This window comes from Aquitalea sp. FJL05, from assembly GCF_003852595.1.
Lineage (GTDB): Bacteria > Pseudomonadota > Gammaproteobacteria > Burkholderiales > Chromobacteriaceae > Aquitalea > Aquitalea aquatilis.
The window spans coordinates 231,375-252,207 of record NZ_QAJS01000016.1; the positions used below are offsets into that span (position 1 = coordinate 231,375).

The 20,833-nt window shown below is 63.2% G+C and carries 14 protein-coding genes; 12 read left to right on the forward strand and 2 right to left on the reverse strand.

The features are described from left to right. Positions 1-94 precede the first annotated feature (94 nt). Positions 95-724, forward strand: coding sequence for a TetR/AcrR family transcriptional regulator (locus DBR44_RS14975; RefSeq protein ID WP_124644821.1), 630 nt, complete (start codon positions 95-97; stop codon positions 722-724). Between the two features lie 232 nt (positions 725-956). On the opposite strand, the gene yiaY is transcribed toward DBR44_RS14975, so the two are convergent. Beyond that, positions 957-2,108 (reverse strand): L-threonine dehydrogenase, encoded by a 1,152-nt coding sequence (gene yiaY, locus DBR44_RS14980; RefSeq protein WP_124644822.1) that lies wholly within the window; start codon positions 2,106-2,108, stop codon positions 957-959. Positions 2,109-2,399: 291 nt separating this feature from the next. On the opposite strand from yiaY, the gene DBR44_RS14985 reads away from it, so the two are divergent. After that, complete coding sequence (locus DBR44_RS14985; protein ID WP_233578592.1) at positions 2,400-5,702, forward strand: EAL domain-containing protein; 3,303 nt, start codon at positions 2,400-2,402, stop codon at positions 5,700-5,702. A gap of 76 nt (positions 5,703-5,778) precedes the next feature. On the opposite strand, the gene DBR44_RS14990 is transcribed toward DBR44_RS14985, so the two are convergent. Continuing rightward, positions 5,779-7,932 carry a TonB-dependent siderophore receptor gene (locus DBR44_RS14990; protein WP_124644824.1) on the reverse strand — a complete coding sequence of 718 codons (2,154 nt, stop codon included), beginning with the start codon at positions 7,930-7,932 and terminating at the stop codon, positions 5,779-5,781. A 408-nt stretch (positions 7,933-8,340) separates the two neighbouring features. Between DBR44_RS14990 and DBR44_RS14995 the strand changes: the two genes are divergently transcribed. From DBR44_RS14995 to DBR44_RS15040, 10 genes are all read left to right on the forward strand, one after another. Next, positions 8,341-9,660, forward strand: a complete 1,320-nt coding sequence (locus tag DBR44_RS14995) for a lysine N(6)-hydroxylase/L-ornithine N(5)-oxygenase family protein (protein WP_124644825.1) — start codon at positions 8,341-8,343, stop codon at positions 9,658-9,660. Continuing rightward, complete coding sequence (locus tag DBR44_RS15000) at positions 9,657-10,835, forward strand: MFS transporter (protein WP_124644826.1); 1,179 nt, start codon at positions 9,657-9,659, stop codon at positions 10,833-10,835. Before DBR44_RS14995 ends, DBR44_RS15000 begins: the two co-directional genes overlap by 4 nt. Then, positions 10,832-11,428, forward strand: a complete 597-nt coding sequence (locus tag DBR44_RS15005) for a GNAT family N-acetyltransferase (RefSeq protein WP_124644827.1) — start codon at positions 10,832-10,834, stop codon at positions 11,426-11,428. Before DBR44_RS15000 ends, DBR44_RS15005 begins: the two co-directional genes overlap by 4 nt. Before the next feature lie 59 nt (positions 11,429-11,487). Next, positions 11,488-13,296 (forward strand): IucA/IucC family siderophore biosynthesis protein, encoded by a 1,809-nt coding sequence (locus DBR44_RS15010; protein WP_124644828.1) that lies wholly within the window; start codon positions 11,488-11,490, stop codon positions 13,294-13,296. Next, positions 13,286-14,068 (forward strand): siderophore ferric iron reductase, encoded by a 783-nt coding sequence (locus DBR44_RS15015; RefSeq protein WP_124644829.1) that lies wholly within the window; start codon positions 13,286-13,288, stop codon positions 14,066-14,068. The genes DBR44_RS15010 and DBR44_RS15015 overlap by 11 nt, the downstream gene beginning before the upstream one ends. Continuing rightward, on the forward strand, positions 14,052-14,819 hold the full coding sequence (locus DBR44_RS15020) for an ABC transporter ATP-binding protein (protein ID WP_124644830.1): 768 nt from the start codon (positions 14,052-14,054) through the stop codon (positions 14,817-14,819). Before DBR44_RS15015 ends, DBR44_RS15020 begins: the two co-directional genes overlap by 17 nt. A gap of 13 nt (positions 14,820-14,832) precedes the next feature. Further along, complete coding sequence (gene fhuB / locus DBR44_RS15025; RefSeq protein WP_124644831.1) at positions 14,833-16,848, forward strand: Fe(3+)-hydroxamate ABC transporter permease FhuB; 2,016 nt, start codon at positions 14,833-14,835, stop codon at positions 16,846-16,848. After that, the gene (locus DBR44_RS15030) at positions 16,845-17,792 is read left to right on the forward strand and encodes an ABC transporter substrate-binding protein (protein ID WP_124644832.1); all 948 of its coding nucleotides are present in this window, start codon (positions 16,845-16,847) and stop codon (positions 17,790-17,792) included. Before fhuB ends, DBR44_RS15030 begins: the two co-directional genes overlap by 4 nt. Positions 17,793-18,354: 562 nt before the next feature. After that, positions 18,355-19,755: a GABA permease gene (gene gabP, locus DBR44_RS15035; protein WP_124644833.1), complete on the forward strand. Its 1,401-nt coding sequence runs from the start codon at positions 18,355-18,357 to the stop codon at positions 19,753-19,755. Positions 19,756-20,150: 395 nt separating this feature from the next. Further along, positions 20,151-20,816 carry an OmpA family protein gene (locus DBR44_RS15040; RefSeq protein WP_124644834.1) on the forward strand — a complete coding sequence of 222 codons (666 nt, stop codon included), beginning with the start codon at positions 20,151-20,153 and terminating at the stop codon, positions 20,814-20,816. Positions 20,817-20,833 lie beyond the last annotated feature (17 nt).

Consider the following 20,833-nt stretch of genomic DNA (forward strand, 5'->3'; position numbering starts at 1 on the left):
AAAGAAAACTGCTTGGCACACCGTGCCGTAGTGCTTATATTAAGAATATAACTGCTTTGGAAAAAAAGCTACCAATTAGTAAAAGGTCGTACTCATGAGTATTTTCAGCAAGCTCAGCTTCAAGGATCAAGCCTTCAAGCTGCGCGAACAGGCGGTGCTGGATGCAACCACCAAGTTGCTGGCCAGCAAGGGTTTCGACCTGATGACCATGGACGATGTCGCCGGCGAGGCGGGCATCTCCAAGCCCAGCCTGTACAAGCATTTCAAGTCCAAGGAAGAGTTGGCCACCGAGGTGATGATCCGGCTGCTGGATGGTGCGCTGGCATTTCTGGAAGAGCAGGATGGCGCGCTGAGCGCCAGGTCAAGACTGGCGGGATTACTGGAATGGGCCTTGCGGGTGAGGCTGGAGGGCGGGCTGCCCTTCCTGCCTTCGTCCAGTCCGCAGGTGAGGGAAATGCTGACCAAAAGCCTGCGCTACGTCAGCCGGGTGTACAAATTGCACAAGCTGCTGGCCGGCATTGTCGATGCCGCCAAGCTGGCCGGGGAGCTGCGGGCTGATCTGCCGACGGATGTGCTGCTGTATGCCTATTACTCGCGCACCTGTGACCCGGCGGTAGACTACATGCAGCTGTATGGGCGCTACAGTACGGAGCAGATCGTGGCGCATATGCTGGCCATGGTTTTCGATGGCATGGCCGGTACCGGCAGCACCGACAATAACTGACAGGGCTGCCCGGCCCTGGCTGGCCCCGTGTTTCCCGGTCAGCGTTGATGATTGTCGCTACCCGGCATCGCCACTAGGCCAAGAAAGCCGCTGACAAAACTTTGCTGACTGCCTGAATTGGCGGAACCGACGCTGACTGTATATGTAATACGGCAAGGAGGCGTGGAGCAGGTGTGGGGAGAGGATGAGCGGGTTTGAATAGGGCCGGCCTGTGGCACCGGCCCCTGGTTGTTTACATGGCGCCGGCGAAGATCTGCTCGATCTCCTGCTGTGTGGCCTGGCGCGGGTTGGTCAGGCCGCAGGCGTCTTTCAGCGCGTTGCTGGCCAGCAGGGGAATGTCCTCATGCTTGACGCCCAGCTCGGCCAGGCTGGCGGGGATGCCGATATCGGCCGCCAGCTTGCGGATGGCGACCAGGCAGGCCTTGGCACCGGCCTCGGCGGTCAGCCCTTTGGTGTCTACCCCCATGGCGGCGGCTACATCGGACAAGCGTGCGGCCGAGGTCTGGGCATTGAAGGCTTCCACATGCGGCAGCAGCAAGGCATTGCATACCCCGTGTGGCAGGTCGTAGACCCCGCCCAGCTGGTGTGCCATGGCGTGCACATAGCCGAGCGAGGCATTGTTGAAGGCCATGCCAGCCAGGAATTCGGCATAGGCCATCTGTTCGCGTGCTTCCAGATTCTTGCCGTTCTCCACCGCCGTGCGCAGATGGCGGGAAATCAGCTCCACCGCCTTGAGCGCGCAGGCATCGGTAATCGGCGTGGCTGCCGTCGACACATAGGCTTCAATGGCGTGGGTCAGTGCATCCATGCCGGTGGCTGCGGTCAGGCCCTTGGGTTTGGCCAGCATCAGGTCGGGGTCGTTGACCGACAGGATGGGCGTGACATTGCGGTCGACGATGGCCATTTTGATATGGCGTGCTTCATCGGTAATGATGCAAAAACGGGTCATCTCGCTGGCGGTGCCAGCGGTGGTATTGATGGCCACCAGCGGCAGCTGCGGTTTTTTCGAGCGGTCCACCCCTTCATAGTCGGCGATTTGCCCGCCATTGGTCGCCACCAGCGCAATGCCCTTGGCACAGTCATGCGGCGAACCGCCACCCAGCGAAATCACGAAATCACACTTTTTCTCCCGCAGCACCTGCAAGCCGGCTTCCACATTGCCTATGGTGGGGTTGGGCTTGGCGCCGGCGAAAATGCTGGCCTGGATGTCGCGCTCGGCCAGCAAGGCCTGCACATTGGCGGCCACGCCAATTTCTGCCAGTACCTTGTCGGTCACGATCAGGGCATGTCTGAAGCCATAGGCCTGGATGGCATTGACGGCCTCCTTGAGGCAACCAGCGCCCATTACATTGACTGGCGGAATAAAGAAAGTCGTTGTAGTCACGGTGTTATCTCCTTATGTGGGTGGCCGGTCTGCCTGGAAGGCCGGCCTGGACAGCATGCTGTTGCGGTACTGCCTGCATGACCAAGCGTCATGGCAACAGCCTAAGGTCTGTGGTGATGTTGTCCCATTCGACTTTAGTGCCATGCCATGGCCGGGGCGGCGATTTGTGGCGGATTGGGGGGCAGCGGGGCGTGGCTAATGCTAAAGTCATGATTGGTAGGCGCCATGGTGATCTGTTGTTTTGTGCAAATCTGCACTCCACCTGCCTGCACCGCCGGGGACGATGTTGCCATGCGCTTCAGCTTTGATTCACGGGTCATTACTGCTTTTGTCAGCGCGGCGCTGGCGGTGGTGGTGCTGACAGCGATGACCTGGTCGGTCGCTGATGAGGCAAGTCGTGCCGGCGAAAGCGTGGCCCATTCGCATGAGGTGCTCAATGGCCTGGCGCGGATACGTGGCGATACCCTGCAAATCGAGTTGAGCAGCCAGAATTTCCGCCTGAGCGGCGATGTGAGCAAGCTGCAGGAGCGGGATCAGGGTATTGCCAGCCGCGAAGTGCTGATGGCGCAGATTCGCCGCTTGACCGCAGCCAGCGACGATCTGCAGCGGCGCTGGAACAGTCTGCGCCGGGTACTCGACCAGCGGCTGCGTATCGCCCGCCAGGTGGAGCAGGTACGCAAGACCCAGGGTGCAGCCGCGGCCACCCGCTTTGCCAATCAGTCGCCCTTGCTGCAGAGCCGGGTGGAGGTGTACCGGCTGCTAGATGAAATGGATGCCCTGGAGCGCGGTAGTCTTGAACTGCATCAGGCGGAGTATCAGGCAACCAGGCAGCGCTTGCTGCAGCTGGGTAGCGTCACGGCCTTATTGTTGCTGCTCTTGCTGGCGGCTACCTATCGGCTGATCCGCAGCCAGCTGCGTGTAGTGGAAGCCAGCCGGCAGCAACTGGCCGACAGCGAGGAAAGTCTGTCCATTACCCTGCACTCCATCGGGGACGCGGTACTGGCTACCGATGCGGCCGGCCACATTACCCGCATGAACCCACTGGCCGAACAACTTACCGGCTGGACGCTGGCCGAGGCAGCCGGTAAGCCGGTGGCCGAGGTATTTCACATCATTCACGAGCAGAGCCGCGCGCCAGCGCTGATACCGGTGGACAGCGTACTGGCTACCGGCAAGGTGCAGGCGCTGGCCAATCACACCTGCCTGCTGGCCCGCGATGGCCGCGAATACCCGATTGCCGACAGTGCCGCCCCCATTACCGATGGCAGCGGGCAGATCCGTGGCGTGGTGCTGGTGTTTCGCGATGTCAGCCACGAACGCAGTATCGAGCGCGCCATCCTGCAGCAGAATGCCCAGCTGGAGCTGCGGGTGGACGAGCGAACCCGGCAGTGGGCGGACAGCATGGCCCATCTGCAAGGCATCATCAGCGCGCTGCCGGCCTATATCGCCTTTGTCAGCAGCGAGCAGCGCTATGTCTATGTCAACGAACAATACCGTCAGCGCTTTGCCCCTGACCATGCTGACATCACGGCTTGCCTGGTGAGCGAAATCCTTGGCCCGGAACGCTATCAGCGGGTCGCACCGATGATAGACAAGGTGTTGCAGGGCGAGCTGCAGGAATACGACTGGCAGCCATTTGCCGGAGTCTGGCAGGCCATCCGTTATGTGCCCAAGCGCGATAGCAGCGGTGTGATAGAGGGCTATTACGTGCTGGGCAATGACATTACCGGGCGCAAGCACGACGAAGAAAGAATACAGGCGCTCAATCTGGAACTGGCCGGACGCGTGGCCGAGCTGGAGGGCGTCAGCCGCGCCTTGCGCACGCTCAGTGCCGGTAATCACGCCATGCTGCGCGCCAGCGATGAGCCCGGCCTGCTGCAGGCGATGTGCCAGCTTATCGTCAGCGTGGCCGGCTATGCCAGTGCCGTGGTGTGGTTGAATGCTGCTGATGGCGAGCGCCTGTTCCCGGCGGCGCAGCACGGTTTTCCGGGCGGGCTGGAGCGCCTGGCCGACATGGCGGGCAGCATGCTGTCGGCCATCACTTTCAGCGAGCGGCCCAGCTTGCTGCAAGTACCACTCGACCTGGCTATTGCCAGTGCTGACGCGGTACAGGGCTTGTCCTGTCCATTGTGGGTTGATGGCCGCATCATCGGCGCGCTGCTCATCCACACGGGGGGCACCGCTTGTTTTGACAGCGACGAAATCGCCTTGCTCAGCGAGTTTGCCGACGATCTGGCTTTCGGCATCGGCATGTTGCGCGGGCGGGCCGAGCAGACGCGCGCGCAGGCCGCCATGCACTACCTCACCCACCATGACGCGCTCACCGGCCTGGCCAACGAAACCCAGCTGGTGGAGACACTGGCCGTCATGATGGCGGCTGGCCAGCAAACGCCACTGGCGCTGTTGCAGCTGAATATCGAAAGGCTGAGTGAAATCAACGATGCCCTGGGCTTCAGCCATGGCGACCATATCCTGCGTGAATTCGGCAGGCGGCTGGTGCTGTGTGCCCCTGCCAGCGCCGTCGTGGCGCGTTTGCGCGGCGACGAATTCGCCGTGCTGCTGCCGGAGCATGCCGCCGCCGCCGCCCAGACCGTGGCCCAGCAGCTGGAGCAGTGTCTGGCCCAGCCTTTCCTGGTGGCTGACATCCGGCTGGATGTTAGTGCCAAGACCGGTATCTCCTTGTTTCCCGACTACGCCGGCACGGTGCACGAGCTATTGCGCCAGACCGATATCGCCGTGCATGCAGCCCGCCGCAAGGGGGTTAGCCACTGGCTGTTCAATCCACAGGAATACAGCGACCAGTCGCCGCATCTGAACATGGCGGGCGAGCTGCGCCGGGCTATCGAGGAGGGCGAGCTGCGGGTCTATCTGCAACCCAAGGTGGAAATGGCCAGCGGCCGGGTGTGTGGCGCGGAAGCGCTGGTGCGCTGGCAGCATACCGGGCAGGGGCTGCTGTCTCCGGCCTTGTTTATTGGTTTGGCCGAACGCACCGGGCTGATCAAACCGCTGACCGAGTGGATGATCAACAGCGTGCTCGACCTGTTGCAGGGCTGGCAACAGCAGGGCTGTGCGCTGCCGGTTGCCGTCAATCTGTCGGCACATAATCTGCGTGACGAAGCGCTGGGTGACAAGATTCGCTGCTGGCAGCAGCAACGCCAGCTGCAAGCCGGGTTGCTGGAACTGGAAATCACCGAAAGTACCTTGATGGACGATGCCGCCAGCTGCCTGCATACCCTGCAACAATGGCGCGATGACGGCATTCCTTTGTATATCGATGACTTTGGCACCGGCTATTCCTCGCTCAGCTACCTGCAGCGCCTGCCGGTGGAGTACATCAAGATAGACCAGTCTTTCATCTGCAATCTGTCCAGCAGCAAGGACTCGGCCGCCATCGTGCGTTCCACCATTGACCTGGTGCACGATCTGGGCCGCAAGACCGTGGCCGAAGGGGTGGAGACCCGCGCCGACTGGGAGCAACTGCTTGCTCTGGGTTGTGATGTGGCCCAAGGCTACTACATCGCCCGGCCGATGCCGGCGGCTAGCTTTATGCCGTGGGTGGCCGGCTTTGCCGTGACGCAGCTGGCGCGGGAGTGAAGCTCTGCGCTGCTTGTCCTGTTGTCAGTAAAAAACGCCTGCATTGCGCAGGCGTTTTGCATTGGCTGACAGCGGTTTACCACTTGTAGCTGAGGGTGGCGCTGATATTGCGCTTCTCGCCGTAGTAGCAGGCATAGCTGCTGTAGCACGAGGCAATGTAAGTCTTGTTGCTGAGGTTGTTGGCGTTGATCTGCAGCGTGCTGCCTTTCAGCGACGGGCTGAACTGTCCCAGTTGCAGCCGCAGGCGCAGGTCATACAGGGTGACTCCCGGAATGGTCAGGGTGTTGGCGCTGTCGGCCCACATCCACGAGGTACGGCGTACCCCGCCGCCCAGATTGATGCCGCCATCAAAGGCGTAATCCAGCCAGGCGGTGGCCTTGTGTGCCGGGGCCAGGTAGGGTGTCTTGCCCTGGTTGCTGCCCTCGGTGACCTGCATGTCGGTATAGGTGTAGCCAGCCAGCAAGGACAGCTGCTTGCTCAGTTTGGCATTGGCTTCCAGTTCCACACCGCGTGAACGCACCTTGCCGATGGGGTCGTAGCTGAAGGTGGTGGCGTTGTACTGGGCGACATTGCTTTGCTGCAGCTCATACACCGCGGCGGACAGTTGGATGTCGCTATTGGGCTGGTAGCGCAGGCCGGCTTCGCTCTGCTTGCTCTGCATCGGCTTGAGCACATTGCCGCTGCTATCGGTGGCGTAAGCCTGGCTGGGATCGAAGCCTTCGCTATAGCTCAGGTAGGGGGCCAGGCCGTTTTCTGCTTCATACACCAGACCCAGCCGGCCGGTGGTTTTGCCGCCTTCCCAACTGGTGCGGCTGCCGGTGCCGGTATTGGTTTCCGATACCTTGGCCTGATCGTGGCGCAGGCCGGCAGTCAGTTTCCAGCCGCCCAGTGCCATCTGCTCCTGCAGGTAGACACCGGTCTGATCGCGCTTGCGGTCGAAGTTTTTGTAGGACAGCGGGTGGCTGCTGTCGTCGTATACGGTGTTGAAGGGGTTGATGGTGGTGCCGGTATAGGTATAGGAGTTGTCGCCCTTGTTGCGGCTGGTCTGGTAGTCCAGCCCGGCCAGCACGGTGTGCTTCATCCCCAGTGCATTGAAGCGGGCTTCCAGGCTGTTGTCGATGATGTGGGCGGTGGAGCGCTCGTTGGAGCGGGCATAAGTGCGGTTGAGCAGGTCGGAACTGTCGGATACCCAGCCGACATCGGAATACTGGCTCAGGTCGGTCTTGCTCAGTTGCAGGCGGTATTGCTGGCGGAAGGTCAGCGCGTCGTTGAAGCGGTGTTCCAGCTGATAGCCATAGTATTGTTGCTCGCGGCTCATGCCGTTGCCACTGGAGCCTTCGTTGAAGCTGGGGGAGATGGTCTTGCCGTTATGCGGTACCACGGTGCCGTAATAGGGCAGGGTGCCGTGGTAGCCGGTGCTGGGGTCTTTCTGCAGATAGGCCTGCAGCAGCAGATTGGTGCTGTCGCTGATTTTCCAGTTGAGCGAGGGCGCCAGCACATAGCGCTCGGTACTGGCACCGTTTTGTTGCTGGTCGGCGGCGCTGCCCTTGGCCACCAGGCGGTAGGACAGGTCGTCACGGCCGGCCACGGCCCCGCCAAAATCCAGCCCCAGACTGCGTTGCTGACGGTTGCCCACTGTTAGCGACAGCTCGTGGTAGTCCTCTTGCAAGGGTCGCTTGCTGGTGATGGCCACCACGCCGCCGGGCGAGGCCTGGCCATAGCTGGCCGAGGCCGGCCCGCGTACCGCATCCAGCCTTTCCACGGCATAGGGGTCGATCTGCAGGGTGTTGTAGCCGTCCGGGTCGCCAAACAGCCGCAAGCCGTCGAGGAATTCATTGGCCGTGGGGTGGTCGCTGAAGCCGCGCAGCACGATGTAGTCGTAGCGGGTGGTGGAGCCCACTGCGCCGCTGAACACCCCCGGCGTGTAGTTGAGCGCCTCGCTGATGGTGCGCGGTTTCTGGTCTTCGATCTGCTGGCGGGTGACGACCGATACAGCTTGCGGAATCTGCGCCAGCGGGGTGTCGGTCTTGCTGGCGCTCTTGCTGCTGCCCACCTGGTAGCCCTGGGTGGGGGCCTGTGCATCGGGGCGCTGTTCTGCGCTGACCGTTACCGTTTCCAGTGTGCTGCTGTCGGCGGCATAAGCCTGCTGTACGGCCAGTGCCAGTGTGGCCATACACAGGGTTCTCCCCAGTTGGCGGCCTGCTTGCTGGCGTCTGTTGCTGCTTGTCATCACGCATCGTCCTTGATTTTCTTGCTTGCCGCGCCCGGCCCCTGCCGGACTTGTGTCATGGCGGCATCGGCCATGCCTCGTGCTTGGGCAGGATGGCAGGCTGATGCAATAATGCTATTGATAATCGTTATCATTCGCAATATGATTGTGAAAATTCTGATTCGGGAGTGGGATTCATGAGCAAGCAGCAGCGAGTCGTCAGCCGTGACGGGCGTGGTCTGTCCTGTAGCGGCGTCACGGGCCTGTGTTGCCCGCTGCGCCAGCCTTGACCGGCAAACGGCCTCCATGCAGTGCGGCTGTGGCCGGCCTCCCACCCGCTGGCATGACCAGCACACGGAGAGCGACCCGAATGAACCTGACTTTTGTCCTGCAAGCAGCAAGTAACGCCACGCGGCGGAGGATGGACCGATGAACGGCAAGATTCATGATTTCGTGGCCATCGGCATCGGCCCCTTCAATCTGGGCCTGGCCTGCCTGACCCAGCCGCTGGACGGACTGGACGGTGTGTTTCTTGACCAGGCGACCGGTTTTGACTGGCATCCGGGCATGTTGCTGGAAAACGCCACCCTGCAAACGCCGTTTCTGGCAGATCTGGTCACGCTGGCCGACCCTACCAGCCGTTTCAGTTTTCTCAACTACCTGAAAAGCAGCGGGCGGATTTACGCTTTTTACATTCGCGAAGATTTCTTCATGCTGCGTCAGGAATACAACCAGTACTGCCAGTGGGTGTGCGCCCAGCTGGACAGCCTGCGCTGGCAGCGCCAGGTAGAGCGGGTGGAGTACGACGAGATCAACAGCCTCTACCAGGTGTATTGCCAGAACCTGGCCAGTGGCGAGCTGGAGCTGTATCGCGCCCGCCACCTGGTGCTGGGTACCGGCAGCCTGCCCTTGTGGCCGGAGTGCTGCCAGTCGGTGGCGCGGCAAGCCAGCCACTCGGCTAGCTATCTGGCCGACAAGGCGGCACTGCAGCGCCAGTCGTCCATCACCATCATCGGCAGCGGCCAGAGCGCGGCAGAGATTTACTACGACCTGCTGCAGGACATCGACCGCTACGGCTACCAGCTGAACTGGCTGACCCGCTCGCCGCGTTTCTTCCCGCTGGAGTACACCCGGCTGACGCTGGAGCTGACTTCGCCCGAGTACGTGGACTATTTCTACCAGTTGCCGGTGGCGCAGCGCGATACCTTGTTGCAGCAGCAAAAAGGCCTGTTCAAGGGCATCAATGCCAGCCTGATCAACGACATTCACGAATTGCTGTACCGCAAGCACCTGAACGGTACGCCGTCCACCCTGCTGCTGGCCAATACCGCACTCACCGACTGCCGCTACGACAAGGCGCAAGGGCTTTTCCAGCTGGAGCTACAGCAGCTGGAGCAGCAAAAGAGCTTCAGTCTGCAAACGGCCGGGCTGGTGTTGGCGACCGGCTATGGCTACCGCCAGCCGTCTTTCCTCGCGCCCATTGCCGGGCGCATCCGCCGTGACGAACGTGGCCGCTTTGCGGTAGCGCGCGATTACAGCATCGATGCCGAGCATCGCCTGTTCGTGCAAAACGCCGAGCTGCACACCCACGGCCTGTCGTCACCGGATCTGGGCATGGCTTGCTATCGCAATGCGCGGCTGATCCGCAGCATCAGCGGGGTGGAGCATTACCCGGTGGAGCAGCGCATCGCCTTCCAGCAATTCACCGCGCCGGACAGCCTGCCTGATCCGGCAAGACTCAGCGCATGAGGCGGGCCTTGCTGACGCTCAGCACGCTGGCGGTGGTGGGCGATGCGGTATTGCTGCCGTTCTACCCGCAGTACTTCGCCAGCCGCTTCGGCGTGGAGGATGCGCGGCTGGTGGGCAACTATCTGGCGGCGCTGTGCCTGGTGGTGATGCTGGCGCTGCCGCTGTGGGCGCGGCTGGCGCGGCGGGTGGAGTTGCTGCGGCTGCTGCCGTTTACCCAGCTGGCGGCGGCGCTGCTGTGTGTAGCCTGCTATGCCGCGGACAGCATGCTGCTGTTCTGGCTGGCTTCGCTGGCCATGGTGGGCTGCAAATCCAGCTATCTGCTGATCTACCCGCGGCTGATGAGCCAGGCCGCGCCGCAGGAGCATGCCGGGCTGATCGGCCTGCTGTCGGTGATCGTGCATTTTGGCGGCATCGCCGGTGCCTTGCTGGGCGGCGTCTTGCTCAGCCTGTTGCCGGCCCGCCATGCCTTCTTGCTGATGGCGCTGGCTGATCTGGCCCAGATGGGCTTGTGCCTGTGGCTGTTGCGCGCACCGCTACCCGTCTTGCCACCGGCTGCCGCGCCAGCCAGCAGCGCGGGCGAGCACCAGCCCGTGGCGGTTGGCGGTTTGTGGCGGCTGGGTTTGCTGATGCTGCTGTTTTACTGCAGCGCCTATCTGGTGCGCGGCTTCTTTGCCCTGTACTGGCAGCAGCAAAGCGGACTGGACAACAGCACGCTGGCGGCGGCGGTGTTTGCCTTGCCGGCGCTGCTGGCCTTGCTGGGCCTGTGGCACAACCAGCGCCGGCAGCGGCGCGCCCAGCCACCGGCTGGCAGTACCAGCAGCCTGCTGCTGTTGGGGGTGGGCGGCTTGCTGCTGCAGGCACTGCCGCAGCTGCCTCTGCTGTTGCTGGGGCGCTGCCTGTTCGGCTGGGCCTTGTTCCAGCTTACCGTGCGGCTGGATTTGCAGCTGTTCCGCCTGAGCGCCCCGGCGCATTACGCCCGTGACTACAGCCGCATCAACCTGTGCCAGAACCTGGGCGTGCTGCTGTCGTCCAGTGCCGCTGGTGCGCTGGTGGCCAGCTATGGCCTGGCCGCGCCCTTTGTGGCGGCGGCGCTGGGGCTGCTGCTCTGCCTGCTGGCCTATCCGCTGTTATTGCCCGGCGTGCGGCCACCACTTTCCCAAGGAGTTTGCTCATGAGCACGCTTGACCTTGCTCCGCTGTTTTCCCATCAGCTTGCCGGCATGGGTGAGTTCAGCCTTTATCCGCTGCGGGTGCCGCAGGACATGCCGCTGCTGCACGACTGGGTGCGCCGTGATTACGCCCGTTACTGGGGCATGCAGCAGTGCGATCTGGCTGCGGTGAGTGCCGCCTATGCCCAGTTGCAGGACAGCGGCCATGCCCAGGCGCTGCTGGGCTATCTGGATGGTGTGCCGGCCTTCCTGATGGAGCGTTACGACCCGGCGCACGACGTGCTGGGCCAGCACTACCCGGTGCAGCCGGGCGATATCGGCATGCATCTGCTGCTGGCGCCACCTTTGCAGCCGCGCAGTGGTTTCAGCCGGGCGGTGATGCTGACCGTGCTGGCTGCGCTGTTTGCCGATCCGGCCGTGGCGCGGGTGGTGGTGGAGCCGGATGTACGCAATGACAAGATCCACCGCCTCAACCGCCATGCCGGCTTCGTCTATCAGGGCGAGATCCAGCTGCCGCACAAGCGCGCTGCGCTGGCTTTTTGTAGCCGGGCGCAGTTTGCGGCGGCCTGCGCGGCCGCCCAGCCCGCTTGTGCCGTCTGATCTCCGATTTTTCTGGCCGCCGCGCCTGCGGGCTGCGCGGCCGTCACGCAAGGAACACCATGCAAACGTCTAGCCATCAACACCCGCAACAACTGGTTCAACATCTGCAGCCGGCCATCTGGGCCAAGGTCAACCGCCTGCTGCTGCGCAAGGCCATTGCCGAGTTCTCCCACGAGCTGTTGCTGGCACCACAGTTGCAACAGCAGCAGGGCGACTGGGGCGAATACCGCCTGCCCATCCCGGATGGCAGCGGCGAGTACCGCTTCCGCGCCCGGCTGCTGGCACTGGAGCACTGGCTGATCGATGCCGACTCGCTCAATCGCAGCCTGCACGGTGCGCCGGCCGCGCTGGATGCGCTGGCCTTCATCATCGAATTCAAAGCGCCGCTGGGCATTGGCGACGACATGATGCCGGTGTATCTGGAAGAAATCAGCAGCACCCTGTATGGCAGTGCCTACAAACATGCCGCTGGCGGGCTGACGGCCGACGAGCTGACCCGCGCCGATTTCCAGTCGGTGGAAACCAGCATGATGGAGGGCCACCCGGGCTTTGTCGCCAATAATGGCCGCATCGGTTTTGATGCCGTCGACTATCCGCGCCATGCGCCGGAAGCCGCTGCGCCACAGCGGCTGATCTGGCTGGCGGTGCACAAGTCGCGCGCCACCTTCTCGTGCGCGGCCGACCTGGACTACCAGCGCCTGTTGCAAGAAGAGCTGGGCAGCGAAGCACTGGCCGGCTTTGCCCGGCAGCTGGCCGTGCAGCAACTGGATATGGATGACTACCTGCTGATGCCGGCCCACCCCTGGCAGTGGTTTAACAAGCTGGCCATGTCTTTTGCGCCGGAAGTGGCAGAGCGCCACATCGTGTGCCTGGGTTATGGCGAGGATGCCTATCTGGCGCAGCAGTCCATCCGTACTTTCTACAACATCAGCCGGCCGGAGCGCCGCTATGTGAAAACCGCGCTGTCCATTCTCAATATGGGTTTCATGCGCGGGCTGTCGCCTTATTACATGCTGGCCACCCCGGCGATCAACGACTGGATCCGTCAGCTGGTGGACAGCGATGCCTACCTGCAACAGCGGGGCTTTGCCATCCTGCGCGAAGTGGCCTCCATCGGTTTTCGCAATCCCTATTTCGATGGCGGCATCAGCAAGGATTCACCGTACAAGAAGATGTTGTCGGCGCTGTGGCGCGAAAGCCCGGCCTCGCTGCTGGGGCCGGGCAAGCGGCTGATGACCATGGCCTCGCTGCTACACATCGATGCCGCCGGAGAATCCTTGCTGGCGGCGCTGATCCACAGCTCCGGCCTGGATGCGCGCAGCTGGGTGGCCCGCTATCTGCAAGCCTATCTGGCCCCGTTGCTGCATTGCTTTTACGCTCACGAACTGGTGTTCATGCCACACGGGGAAAACCTCATCCTGCAGCTGGAAAACAATATCCCGCAGCGCGCCATCATGAAGGACATCGCCGAGGAAGCTGCCATCCTGAACCCGGATGCCGCGCTGCCACCCGCCGTGGCGCGGCTGGCGGTGAAGGTGCCGGAAGAGATGAAGCTGCTGGCGCTGTTTACCGATGTGTTCGATGGCTTCTTCCGCTATCTGGCGGCCATTCTGGACGAGCACTGCGGCCTGCCGGAGCAGGCGTTCTGGCAGGAGGTGGCCGGGTGCATACAGGGCTATCAACAGCAATTCCCGCAATTGGCCGAGCGCTTTGCCCGCTACGACCTGTTCGTGCCGGAGTTTGCCCGCTCATGCCTGAATCGCCTGCAGCTGGGTAATAACCAGCAGATGCTGGATCTGGCCAATCCGGCCGGCAATCTGAAGTTTGCCGGCACCCTGCGCAACCCACTGGCCGGCCATGCCGTTTGACGCTACCGCCGCAGGCGAGGGCAGTGCGCTGGGCCAGTTGCTACAGCAGTTGGCCCAGGCGCTGCCCGGTCTGGATGGCCGCATCGCCGAGGCCGCTGCCGACGAGTTTGCCCTAGCGGCGGCCGGCCCGGCGATTGGCCAGCTGCTGCAGCATTTGCGCAGCCGTCATCCGGAAGCCGGCCCGCATTACTGGGGTTGCCGTAGCTGGAGCCTGCTGTTGTGGCAGCCCACCTATGCCACGGTGCTGGGGGTGGAACTGGCGGCAGCCCTGCCGGACTGGACGGCCATGCAGCAAGGCCTGCTGCCCGGCATGGTGGCCGGTTTTTCCTTGCCGGCGCAGCCGCTGCGCCATGGCTCGGCCGCCAGTTTGCGCCAGCCGGCGGCCGCGCAGCTGAGCGCCATCGCCGCTAGCGTGCTGTCACAGCTAGCCGCGCAACAGCCCTTGCATGCCAAGCTGGCTGGCCGCTTGCTGGCCGATTGCGTGGTGGCGGCCTTGCTGCTGGTGCAGCGGCTGCAGCCGGCGCGCGACAACGCGGCCATCGAACAATTGACCGGGCAATGGCTGACCGCACTGGATTTGCCACAGGCCAGCGGTGTGTGGCCGGTAACACTGGAAAACGGCGGCGAGCGGCTGGCACTGGCGCGGCGTGCCTGCTGCCAGCATTTCCGCCGCTGCGATGGTGCGCTGTGCAGCAGCTGCCCGAAATTGCAAGCTGCAGCGCGTGTGGCGCTGCTGAGAAAGGAGTGGGCGCAGCATGCTGACCCTGCGTGATATCCGTGTGGAGCGGCAAGGCCGTACCGTATTGCAACTGCCGGCCTTGCAGCTGGATGGCCGGGCTTTCACCGTCATCCTGGGGCATAACGGCTCGGGCAAATCCACCTTGATGAATCTGCTGGCGCGCCAGTTGCAGCCGGACCAGGGACTGTTGCAACTGGACGGCCAGCCGCTGAACCGGCTGTCGGCGCGGCAGTTTGCCCGTGCCGTGGCTTATTTGCCGCAGCGCCTGCCCGAGGTGGCTGGCCTGACCGTGGCCGAGCTGGTGGGGCTGGGGCGCTATCCCTGGCAGGGCGCTTTTGGCCGCTGGAGCGCAGCAGACAGTGCCATCGTGGCCGAGGCCATGCGCGCTGCCGACGTGACGCAGCATGCTGCACATGAGGCCGAGCTGCTGTCTGGCGGCGAACGCCAGCGCGCCTGGATCGCCATGCTGCTGGCGCAGCAGTCACCGCTGTTGCTGCTGGACGAGCCGACTTCGGCGCTGGACCTGGCGCACCAATATCAGCTGATGGGCCTGCTGCGGCAGCTTAACCGCGACAGCGGTCGTGGCGTGGTGGTGGTGCTGCACGACATTAATCTGGCGGCACGCCATGCCGACCGCATCGTGGCCCTGCAACAAGGACGGCTGTATTTCGATGGCTCACCGCTGGAACTGCTGCACTCGCCGCGTCTTTCGGGGCTGTACGGGGTGGATATCCAGTTGCTGCCGCAAGCCGGCCAGCCCTGTCCGGTAGCGGTGGTGGCCTGAGATGCAAGCAGTCATGACTTTGTTATTACCTGCCGCCGGGCGTGGCTGGCGCTATCCACTGCTGCTGTGCGGCCTGCTGGCCTTGTTGTCCTTACATCTGTGGCTGGATGGCGGGTTGCACCCGGCTGCGCAGTGGGCGCAGTTGTGGCAGGCACCTGTCGATTTCAGCGGCCTGCAATTTCACTATGCGGCCTTGCCGCGTGCGGCAATGGCCTTGCTGGTGGGGGCGGCGCTGGGCTTGTCCGGCAGCGTGCTGCAGCAGCTGACCGGCAACCGGCTGGTGTCGCCGATGACGCTGGGCCTGTCGGCCGGGGCATGGCTGGGCGTGGTGCTGGCCAGCATCTGTCTGCCCGGCGTGCTGGCACTGCATCCGGCCTGGCCGGCGCTGGGCGGAGCCATGCTGGCACTGGGGCTGGTCTTGCTGCTGGCCGGACCGCAAGGGCTGAATGGCTTGCCACTGGTGCTGGGCGGCATGGCGGTCAACCTGCTGCTGGGCGCGTTGGCGACGGCGCTGGTGCTGTTGCACGACCAGTACGCGCGCAATCTGTTTGTCTGGGGGGCTGGCGATCTGGCACAGATCGACTGGCAGTGGACGCTGTGGCTGCTGCCACGGCTGAGCCCGGCCCTGCTGTTGCTGTGGCTGGCTCCGCGCCCGCTGTCCCTGCTGGTGCTGGGACTGGCTGCTGCGCGTGGCCGTGGGGTGGCCGTCAGCACCATTTTGCTCTTGCTGCTGGCGGCATTGTGGCTGAGTGCGGTGTCGGTGGCGGCGGTGGGGCTGATCGGCTTCATCGGCCTGGTCGCACCCAATCTGGCCAGCCTGCTGGGTGCCCGTCAGCCACGGGCGCAGCTGGCTGCCAGCGCCTTGCTGGGGGCGCTGTGCCTGCTGGGCAGCGATTGTCTGGCGCTGGCCTTCAGCCAGTGGGCGGGCGACAGCCTGCCCAGCGGTGCGGTGACCGCCTTGCTGGGCGCGCCGGCCTTGTTGTGGCTGGCCCGGCGCAATCTGCGTCCGGCGCAGCAGGCGGCTGCACCGCCCAGTGTGGTGGCGGGCCAGCGGCGCTGGGGCAGGGGAGGCTGGCTGCTGGCGGTGGCGCTGTTACTGCTGTTGACCCTGCTGAGTGTTTGTCTGGCCCCGATGCCCGCTGGCGGGCAACTGCGCTGGGTGCTGGGCTGGCCGGAACCGTTGCTCTGGTCCTTGCGCTGGCCGCGCAGCCTGGTGGCGCTGAGCGCCGGGGCCGGGCTGGCCATGGCCGGGGTACTGCTGCAACGGCTATTGCGCAACCCATTGGCCAGTCCCGATCTGCTTGGCTTGTCGGCCGGTGGCAGCCTGGCGCTGTTGCTGGCGGCCAGCTGGCTGGGGCAGCCCTTGTTGCAGGGTGGGCCGCTGCTGGCGCTGACCGGCACCTTGCTGGTACTGGGGCTGCTGTTGTGGCTGGGGCGCAAACAGGGTTACGCCCCCGGCATGATGGCGCTGAGCGGCATTGCACTGGCGGCCTTGCTGGATGCACTGGTGCAGGCAGTGCTGGCCAAGGGGACGGCGGACAGCTTTGCCGTGCTGGGTTGGTTGGCCGGGTCCAGTTACCGGGTCAGTGGCACACAGGCGCTGTGGCTGAGCCTGGCTGTGCTGGTGCTGGGCATGCTGGCGCTGGCGGCGCAACGGGTGCTGGCCTTGCTGTCCACTGGCGATGGCGTGGCACAGGGACGCGGGCTGGTGCTGGAACGGGTACGGCTGGGCTTGCTGCTGCTGGTCGCCTTGCTGACGGCGGTGGTGACAGCGGTGCTGGGGCCGGTGGCCTTTCTGGGCTTGCTGGCTCCGCATATTGCTGCGCTGCTGGGGGCGCGCCGGCCGCTGGCGCAATTGCTGTTGGCGGCCTTGCTGGGCGCGGCGCTGCTCTTGCTGGCCGACTGGCTGGGGCGGGTGCTGATCTATCCACGGCAGCTGCCGCTGGGCATGCTGGCCTCGGTGTTGTGCGGGGCCTATTTCATCTTGTTGCTGTGCTGGCAACGGCTGCGCCGTGGGGGTGGGCGATGAGCGTGCGCAAACTGCTTTGTTGTGTTGCTGTCTGGCTGGCCGGCTGGGTGCTGCCGGCCATGGCGGGCGGCATGGATGAACTGGAACAGGCCAGCCGCCAGCCATCGCGGCCGCCGCCACAGCGCATTGTCGCCCTGAGCTGGGAGGCCGCAGAGAACCTGCTGGAACTGGGCATGACCCCGTTGGCAGTGGCGGATGCTGATGACTACCGGCAATGGGTGGTGCGCCCACGTCTACCGGCGCAGGTGCCATCGGCCGGTAGCCGGCTGGAGCCCAATCTGGAGCTGCTGGCCAGCCTCAGGCCGCAGCTGATCATCATCAGCCCCAGCTTGCTGCCCATGCGCAGCAGCTTGCAGCGCATTGCCCCGGTATTGAATATCGACGCCTACCAGCCAGGGCAGGACCATGCGCTGGCGGCCGAGCGCATCTTGCTGCAGCTGGGGCGGGTGTTGGGGCGGGAGCGGCAGGCGCAGCAGCGCTTGCAGCAGCTGGAGCAGGGCTTTGCCGGCCTGCGCCGTCAATTGCAGGCGCGTGGTGCCGCTACTTGGCCCACGGTGCAGGTCATTCGCTTTGCCAATCCGTCCATGGCTTATGTCTACGGCAGCAATGCCATGCCGGTACTGGCATTGCGCCGGCTGGGCCTGCGCACCACGGCACAGCCAGCGCCCTCGGTATGGGGTGTCAGTCAGCAGCGGGTGGGCCAGCTGGTGGCATTGCAGCAGGATATCGTGCTGTATCAGCAGCCCTTTGCTGCCGCGCCGCAGCTGTTTGCCAGCCCCTTGTGGCAGGGCCTGCCCTTTGTGCGGCAGCAGCGCTTTGCCGCGGTGGCCCCAGCCTGGAGCTATGGTGGTGCGGCCTCGCTGTTTTATCTGGCACAGGGCATGACTGACGCCCTGCTGCACTTGCCCATCGCGACGGCGGCCAGCAGGCCGTCTTTGCGCTAGCGCGGCATGGCGGTGTTTGCCGCCACCTGCCGTGGCTGCCAGCTGGCACTTGAATAAGTTGGAAAGTGTGGCATCCAGTGCATTTTTCTGCCTGATATGGCGTTTTTTCCTGTTTTTCACCCGCTGTGCATTTTTCCTGGCAAAGCCATTTCTTTCAAAGACTTGTCTGCAGCTTTCCAGCCATTTGGCGGGGTAATTTGCTGTTTAAAATATTATTCATTGTGGTGTTTTTTTAAACGCGTGATTAGAATTGTTGCGCCTGCAAGTCTTGGAAAGTTCATTCTATACAAGGATTTGACTACTTTGAATATTGTAGTCAATGGCTTGCTGTTTAAAAAAATGCCATTTTTTTACGAAGTGGCAGCATAAACAGCTGTCATGCAGAGACCTGCCGCAGCATCCGGCACCGGCCCGCATGGGCTGCGCCCGATGCCAAGGCTGGCCATGCTCTGGCAGGCAGCAGGCAAGCAGTAATGTGGGTCACTTTCACCGCTACAAAAACAAAAAATGTAATTAGCCGGAGGACCTGCCCACGCGGGCCACCGGTTTGGGAGATTCTTTCATGAGTGCTTCATCTCAAGGTTTGAGCCACGGGCTCAAGCAGCGTCACGTCACCATGCTGTCCATTGCCGGTGTCATCGGTGCCGGCCTGTTCGTTGGCTCTGGTCACGCCATTGCCGAAGCCGGCCCTGCCGTGCTGATCGCCTATGCCATGGCCGGCCTGCTGGTGGTGCTGGTCATGCGCATGCTGGGCGAAATGGCGGTGGCCGCGCCGGATACCGGTTCGTTTTCCACCTACGCCGACCGTGCCATTGGCCACTGGGCCGGCTATATCATCGGCTGGCTGTACTGGTGGTTCTGGGTATTGGTGATTCCGCTGGAGGCCAATGCCGCCGCCACCATCCTGCATGCCTGGTTTGCCGGTGTGCCGATGTGGGCCTTTGCCCTGGGCATCACCATGCTGCTGACCATGACCAATCTGTTCAGCGTCAAAAACTATGGTGAGTTCGAATTCTGGTTCGCCCTGGTCAAGGTGGTGGCCATTGTCGCCTTCCTGGCCGTGGCCGGTGCGGCCATGCTGGGCCTGATTCCGGGCAGCCAGGTCAGTGGCACTGCCCGCCTGTTCGACCATGGCGGCTTCATGCCCAATGGCTTCGGCGCGGTGCTGGGTGCCATGCTGACCACCATGTTCACCTTCCTGGGCACCGAGATCGTCACCATCGCGGCTGCCGAATCGGACAACCCGCAGCAGCAGATCACCAAGGCCACCAATTCGGTGGTATGGCGGATCAGCCTGTTCTACCTGGGTTCCATTTTCGTGGTGACCGCGCTGGTGGCCTGGAACGATCCGCAACTGGCTGCCCTGGGTTCCTACCAGCGTACCCTGCAGTTGATCGGCATCCCCAATGCCAAGGCCATCGTTGACGTGGTGGTACTGGTATCGGTAGCCAGCTGTCTGAACTCGGCGCTGTATACCGCCTCGCGCATGCTGTACTCGCTGTCCAGCCGTGGCGACGCCATCAAGATGTTTGGCGATATCGCCCCCAATGGCACGCCGCAAAAGGCGGTACTGGGTTCCATGGTGGTGGGTTTCATCACCGTGATTGCCAACTACCTGATGCCCAAGGAAGTGTTCGACATCCTGCTGGCCACTTCCGGCACCATCGCCCTGCTGGTGTACCTGGTGATTGCCATTTCCCAGCTGCGCATGCGTCAGCGGATGGAAGCCAATGGCGAAACCCCGGCCTTCCGCATGTGGATGTTCCCGACACTGACCTGGATCGTCATCGTGTTCATCTGCGCCGTGGTGGTGCTGATGGCCATCCGTCCCGAGCACCAGATCGAAGTGATCAGCACCGGCGCGCTGGCCGTGGTATTGCTGGCGGTAGGCTGGATTCGCTCCCGCCTGTACGGCACGCCGTGGATGGAGTCACGCCCAGCCAAGGTGGCCACGCAGTCCTGAGCGCTTGCTGGCCCGGTTTTTCTTTTCCTGACGACCCTTAGCATCACTTGAGCCCCCCGCAAGGGGGCTTTTTTTTTGTCTGCGGCGGGCCGGGGCGGGCTGTACTTTTCCTTACACAAGACACACGATTGCTTACACACGGTGGCTGACAGGCAGACTAGAATGTAAACAGTTGCTTGTTGTTATTTAAAATAATGGCTGCCGCGCAAGCCTGGCGAGTGAACTTGAGCCGCTTGCCCCTGCCATATGCAGTGCTTGTAGCGCCTTATTCTGAGGGCCAGTCCGGCCTGCGGCGCTGCCTAACCATGAAGGCCGCCCTCGTGCACCGCTTGCGGTTGGCACGGACGGTATCTGTATCGGGCATGCAGCATGCATCCCGTAACGAGGAGTCTACGATGAAAAAACAAGTCACTTCGCTGTTGGTCCTTACCATGGCAGTGGCCAGCCTGAGCGGCTGCGCCAACATGAATGATACCCAGCGCACCACCGGTACCGGGGCTGCTGTTGGCGCTGGCGTGGGTGCCGTGCTGGGCGCACTGACTGCCGGCGGCCATACCGGTCGCAGCGCCGCTACTGGTGCGGCGGTGGGCGCGGCGCTGGGCGCGGGTGGTGGTTACCTGTGGTCGCAGCACATGCAGAAACAGAAAGAGGCGATGGAGCAGGCCTCGCAAGGTACTGGCGTCAGCGTGAGCCAGACTGCCGACAACCAGCTCAAGCTGAATATCCCCAGCGACGTGTCTTTTGATTCCGGCCGCTACGACATCAAGCCCAATCTGCGCCCGGTACTGGATCGCTTTGCCACCACCTTGCAGCAGAATCCGGTGACGACTGTCCGCATCGTTGGCCATACCGACAACACCGGCAGCGATGCCATCAATAATCCGCTGTCGGTCAACCGTGCCAAGGCCACCCGTGACTACCTGGTCAACCGTGGTGTATCAGGCAGCCGCATCGCCATCGACGGCATGGGTTCGCGCCAGCCGGTGGCTGACAACAGCACGGTGGCTGGCCGTGCCACCAACCGCCGCGTGGAAATCTTTGTCGGTGAGGCCGGCAAATAAGCCACCTGGCTTGTTGC

Excerpts from the sequence above, each read along its gene's own strand:
- DBR44_RS14975 (WP_124644821.1), top strand. The coding sequence starts at position 95 with ATGAGTATTTTCAGCAAGCTCAGCTTCAAGGATCAAGCCTTCAAGCTG.
- DBR44_RS14985 (WP_233578592.1), top strand. The coding sequence starts at position 2,400 with ATGCGCTTCAGCTTTGATTCACGGGTCATTACTGCTTTTGTCAGCGCG.
- DBR44_RS14990 (WP_124644824.1), bottom strand. The coding sequence starts at position 7,932 with ATGACAAGCAGCAACAGACGCCAGCAAGCAGGCCGCCAACTGGGGAGA.
- DBR44_RS14995 (WP_124644825.1), top strand. The coding sequence starts at position 8,341 with ATGAACGGCAAGATTCATGATTTCGTGGCCATCGGCATCGGCCCCTTC.
- DBR44_RS15000 (WP_124644826.1), top strand. The coding sequence starts at position 9,657 with ATGAGGCGGGCCTTGCTGACGCTCAGCACGCTGGCGGTGGTGGGCGAT.
- DBR44_RS15005 (WP_124644827.1), top strand. The coding sequence starts at position 10,832 with ATGAGCACGCTTGACCTTGCTCCGCTGTTTTCCCATCAGCTTGCCGGC.
- DBR44_RS15010 (WP_124644828.1), top strand. The coding sequence starts at position 11,488 with ATGCAAACGTCTAGCCATCAACACCCGCAACAACTGGTTCAACATCTG.
- DBR44_RS15015 (WP_124644829.1), top strand. The coding sequence starts at position 13,286 with ATGCCGTTTGACGCTACCGCCGCAGGCGAGGGCAGTGCGCTGGGCCAG.
- DBR44_RS15020 (WP_124644830.1), top strand. The coding sequence starts at position 14,052 with ATGCTGACCCTGCGTGATATCCGTGTGGAGCGGCAAGGCCGTACCGTA.
- fhuB (WP_124644831.1), top strand. The coding sequence starts at position 14,833 with ATGACTTTGTTATTACCTGCCGCCGGGCGTGGCTGGCGCTATCCACTG.
- DBR44_RS15030 (WP_124644832.1), top strand. The coding sequence starts at position 16,845 with ATGAGCGTGCGCAAACTGCTTTGTTGTGTTGCTGTCTGGCTGGCCGGC.
- gabP (WP_124644833.1), top strand. The coding sequence starts at position 18,355 with ATGAGTGCTTCATCTCAAGGTTTGAGCCACGGGCTCAAGCAGCGTCAC.
- DBR44_RS15040 (WP_124644834.1), top strand. The coding sequence starts at position 20,151 with ATGAAAAAACAAGTCACTTCGCTGTTGGTCCTTACCATGGCAGTGGCC.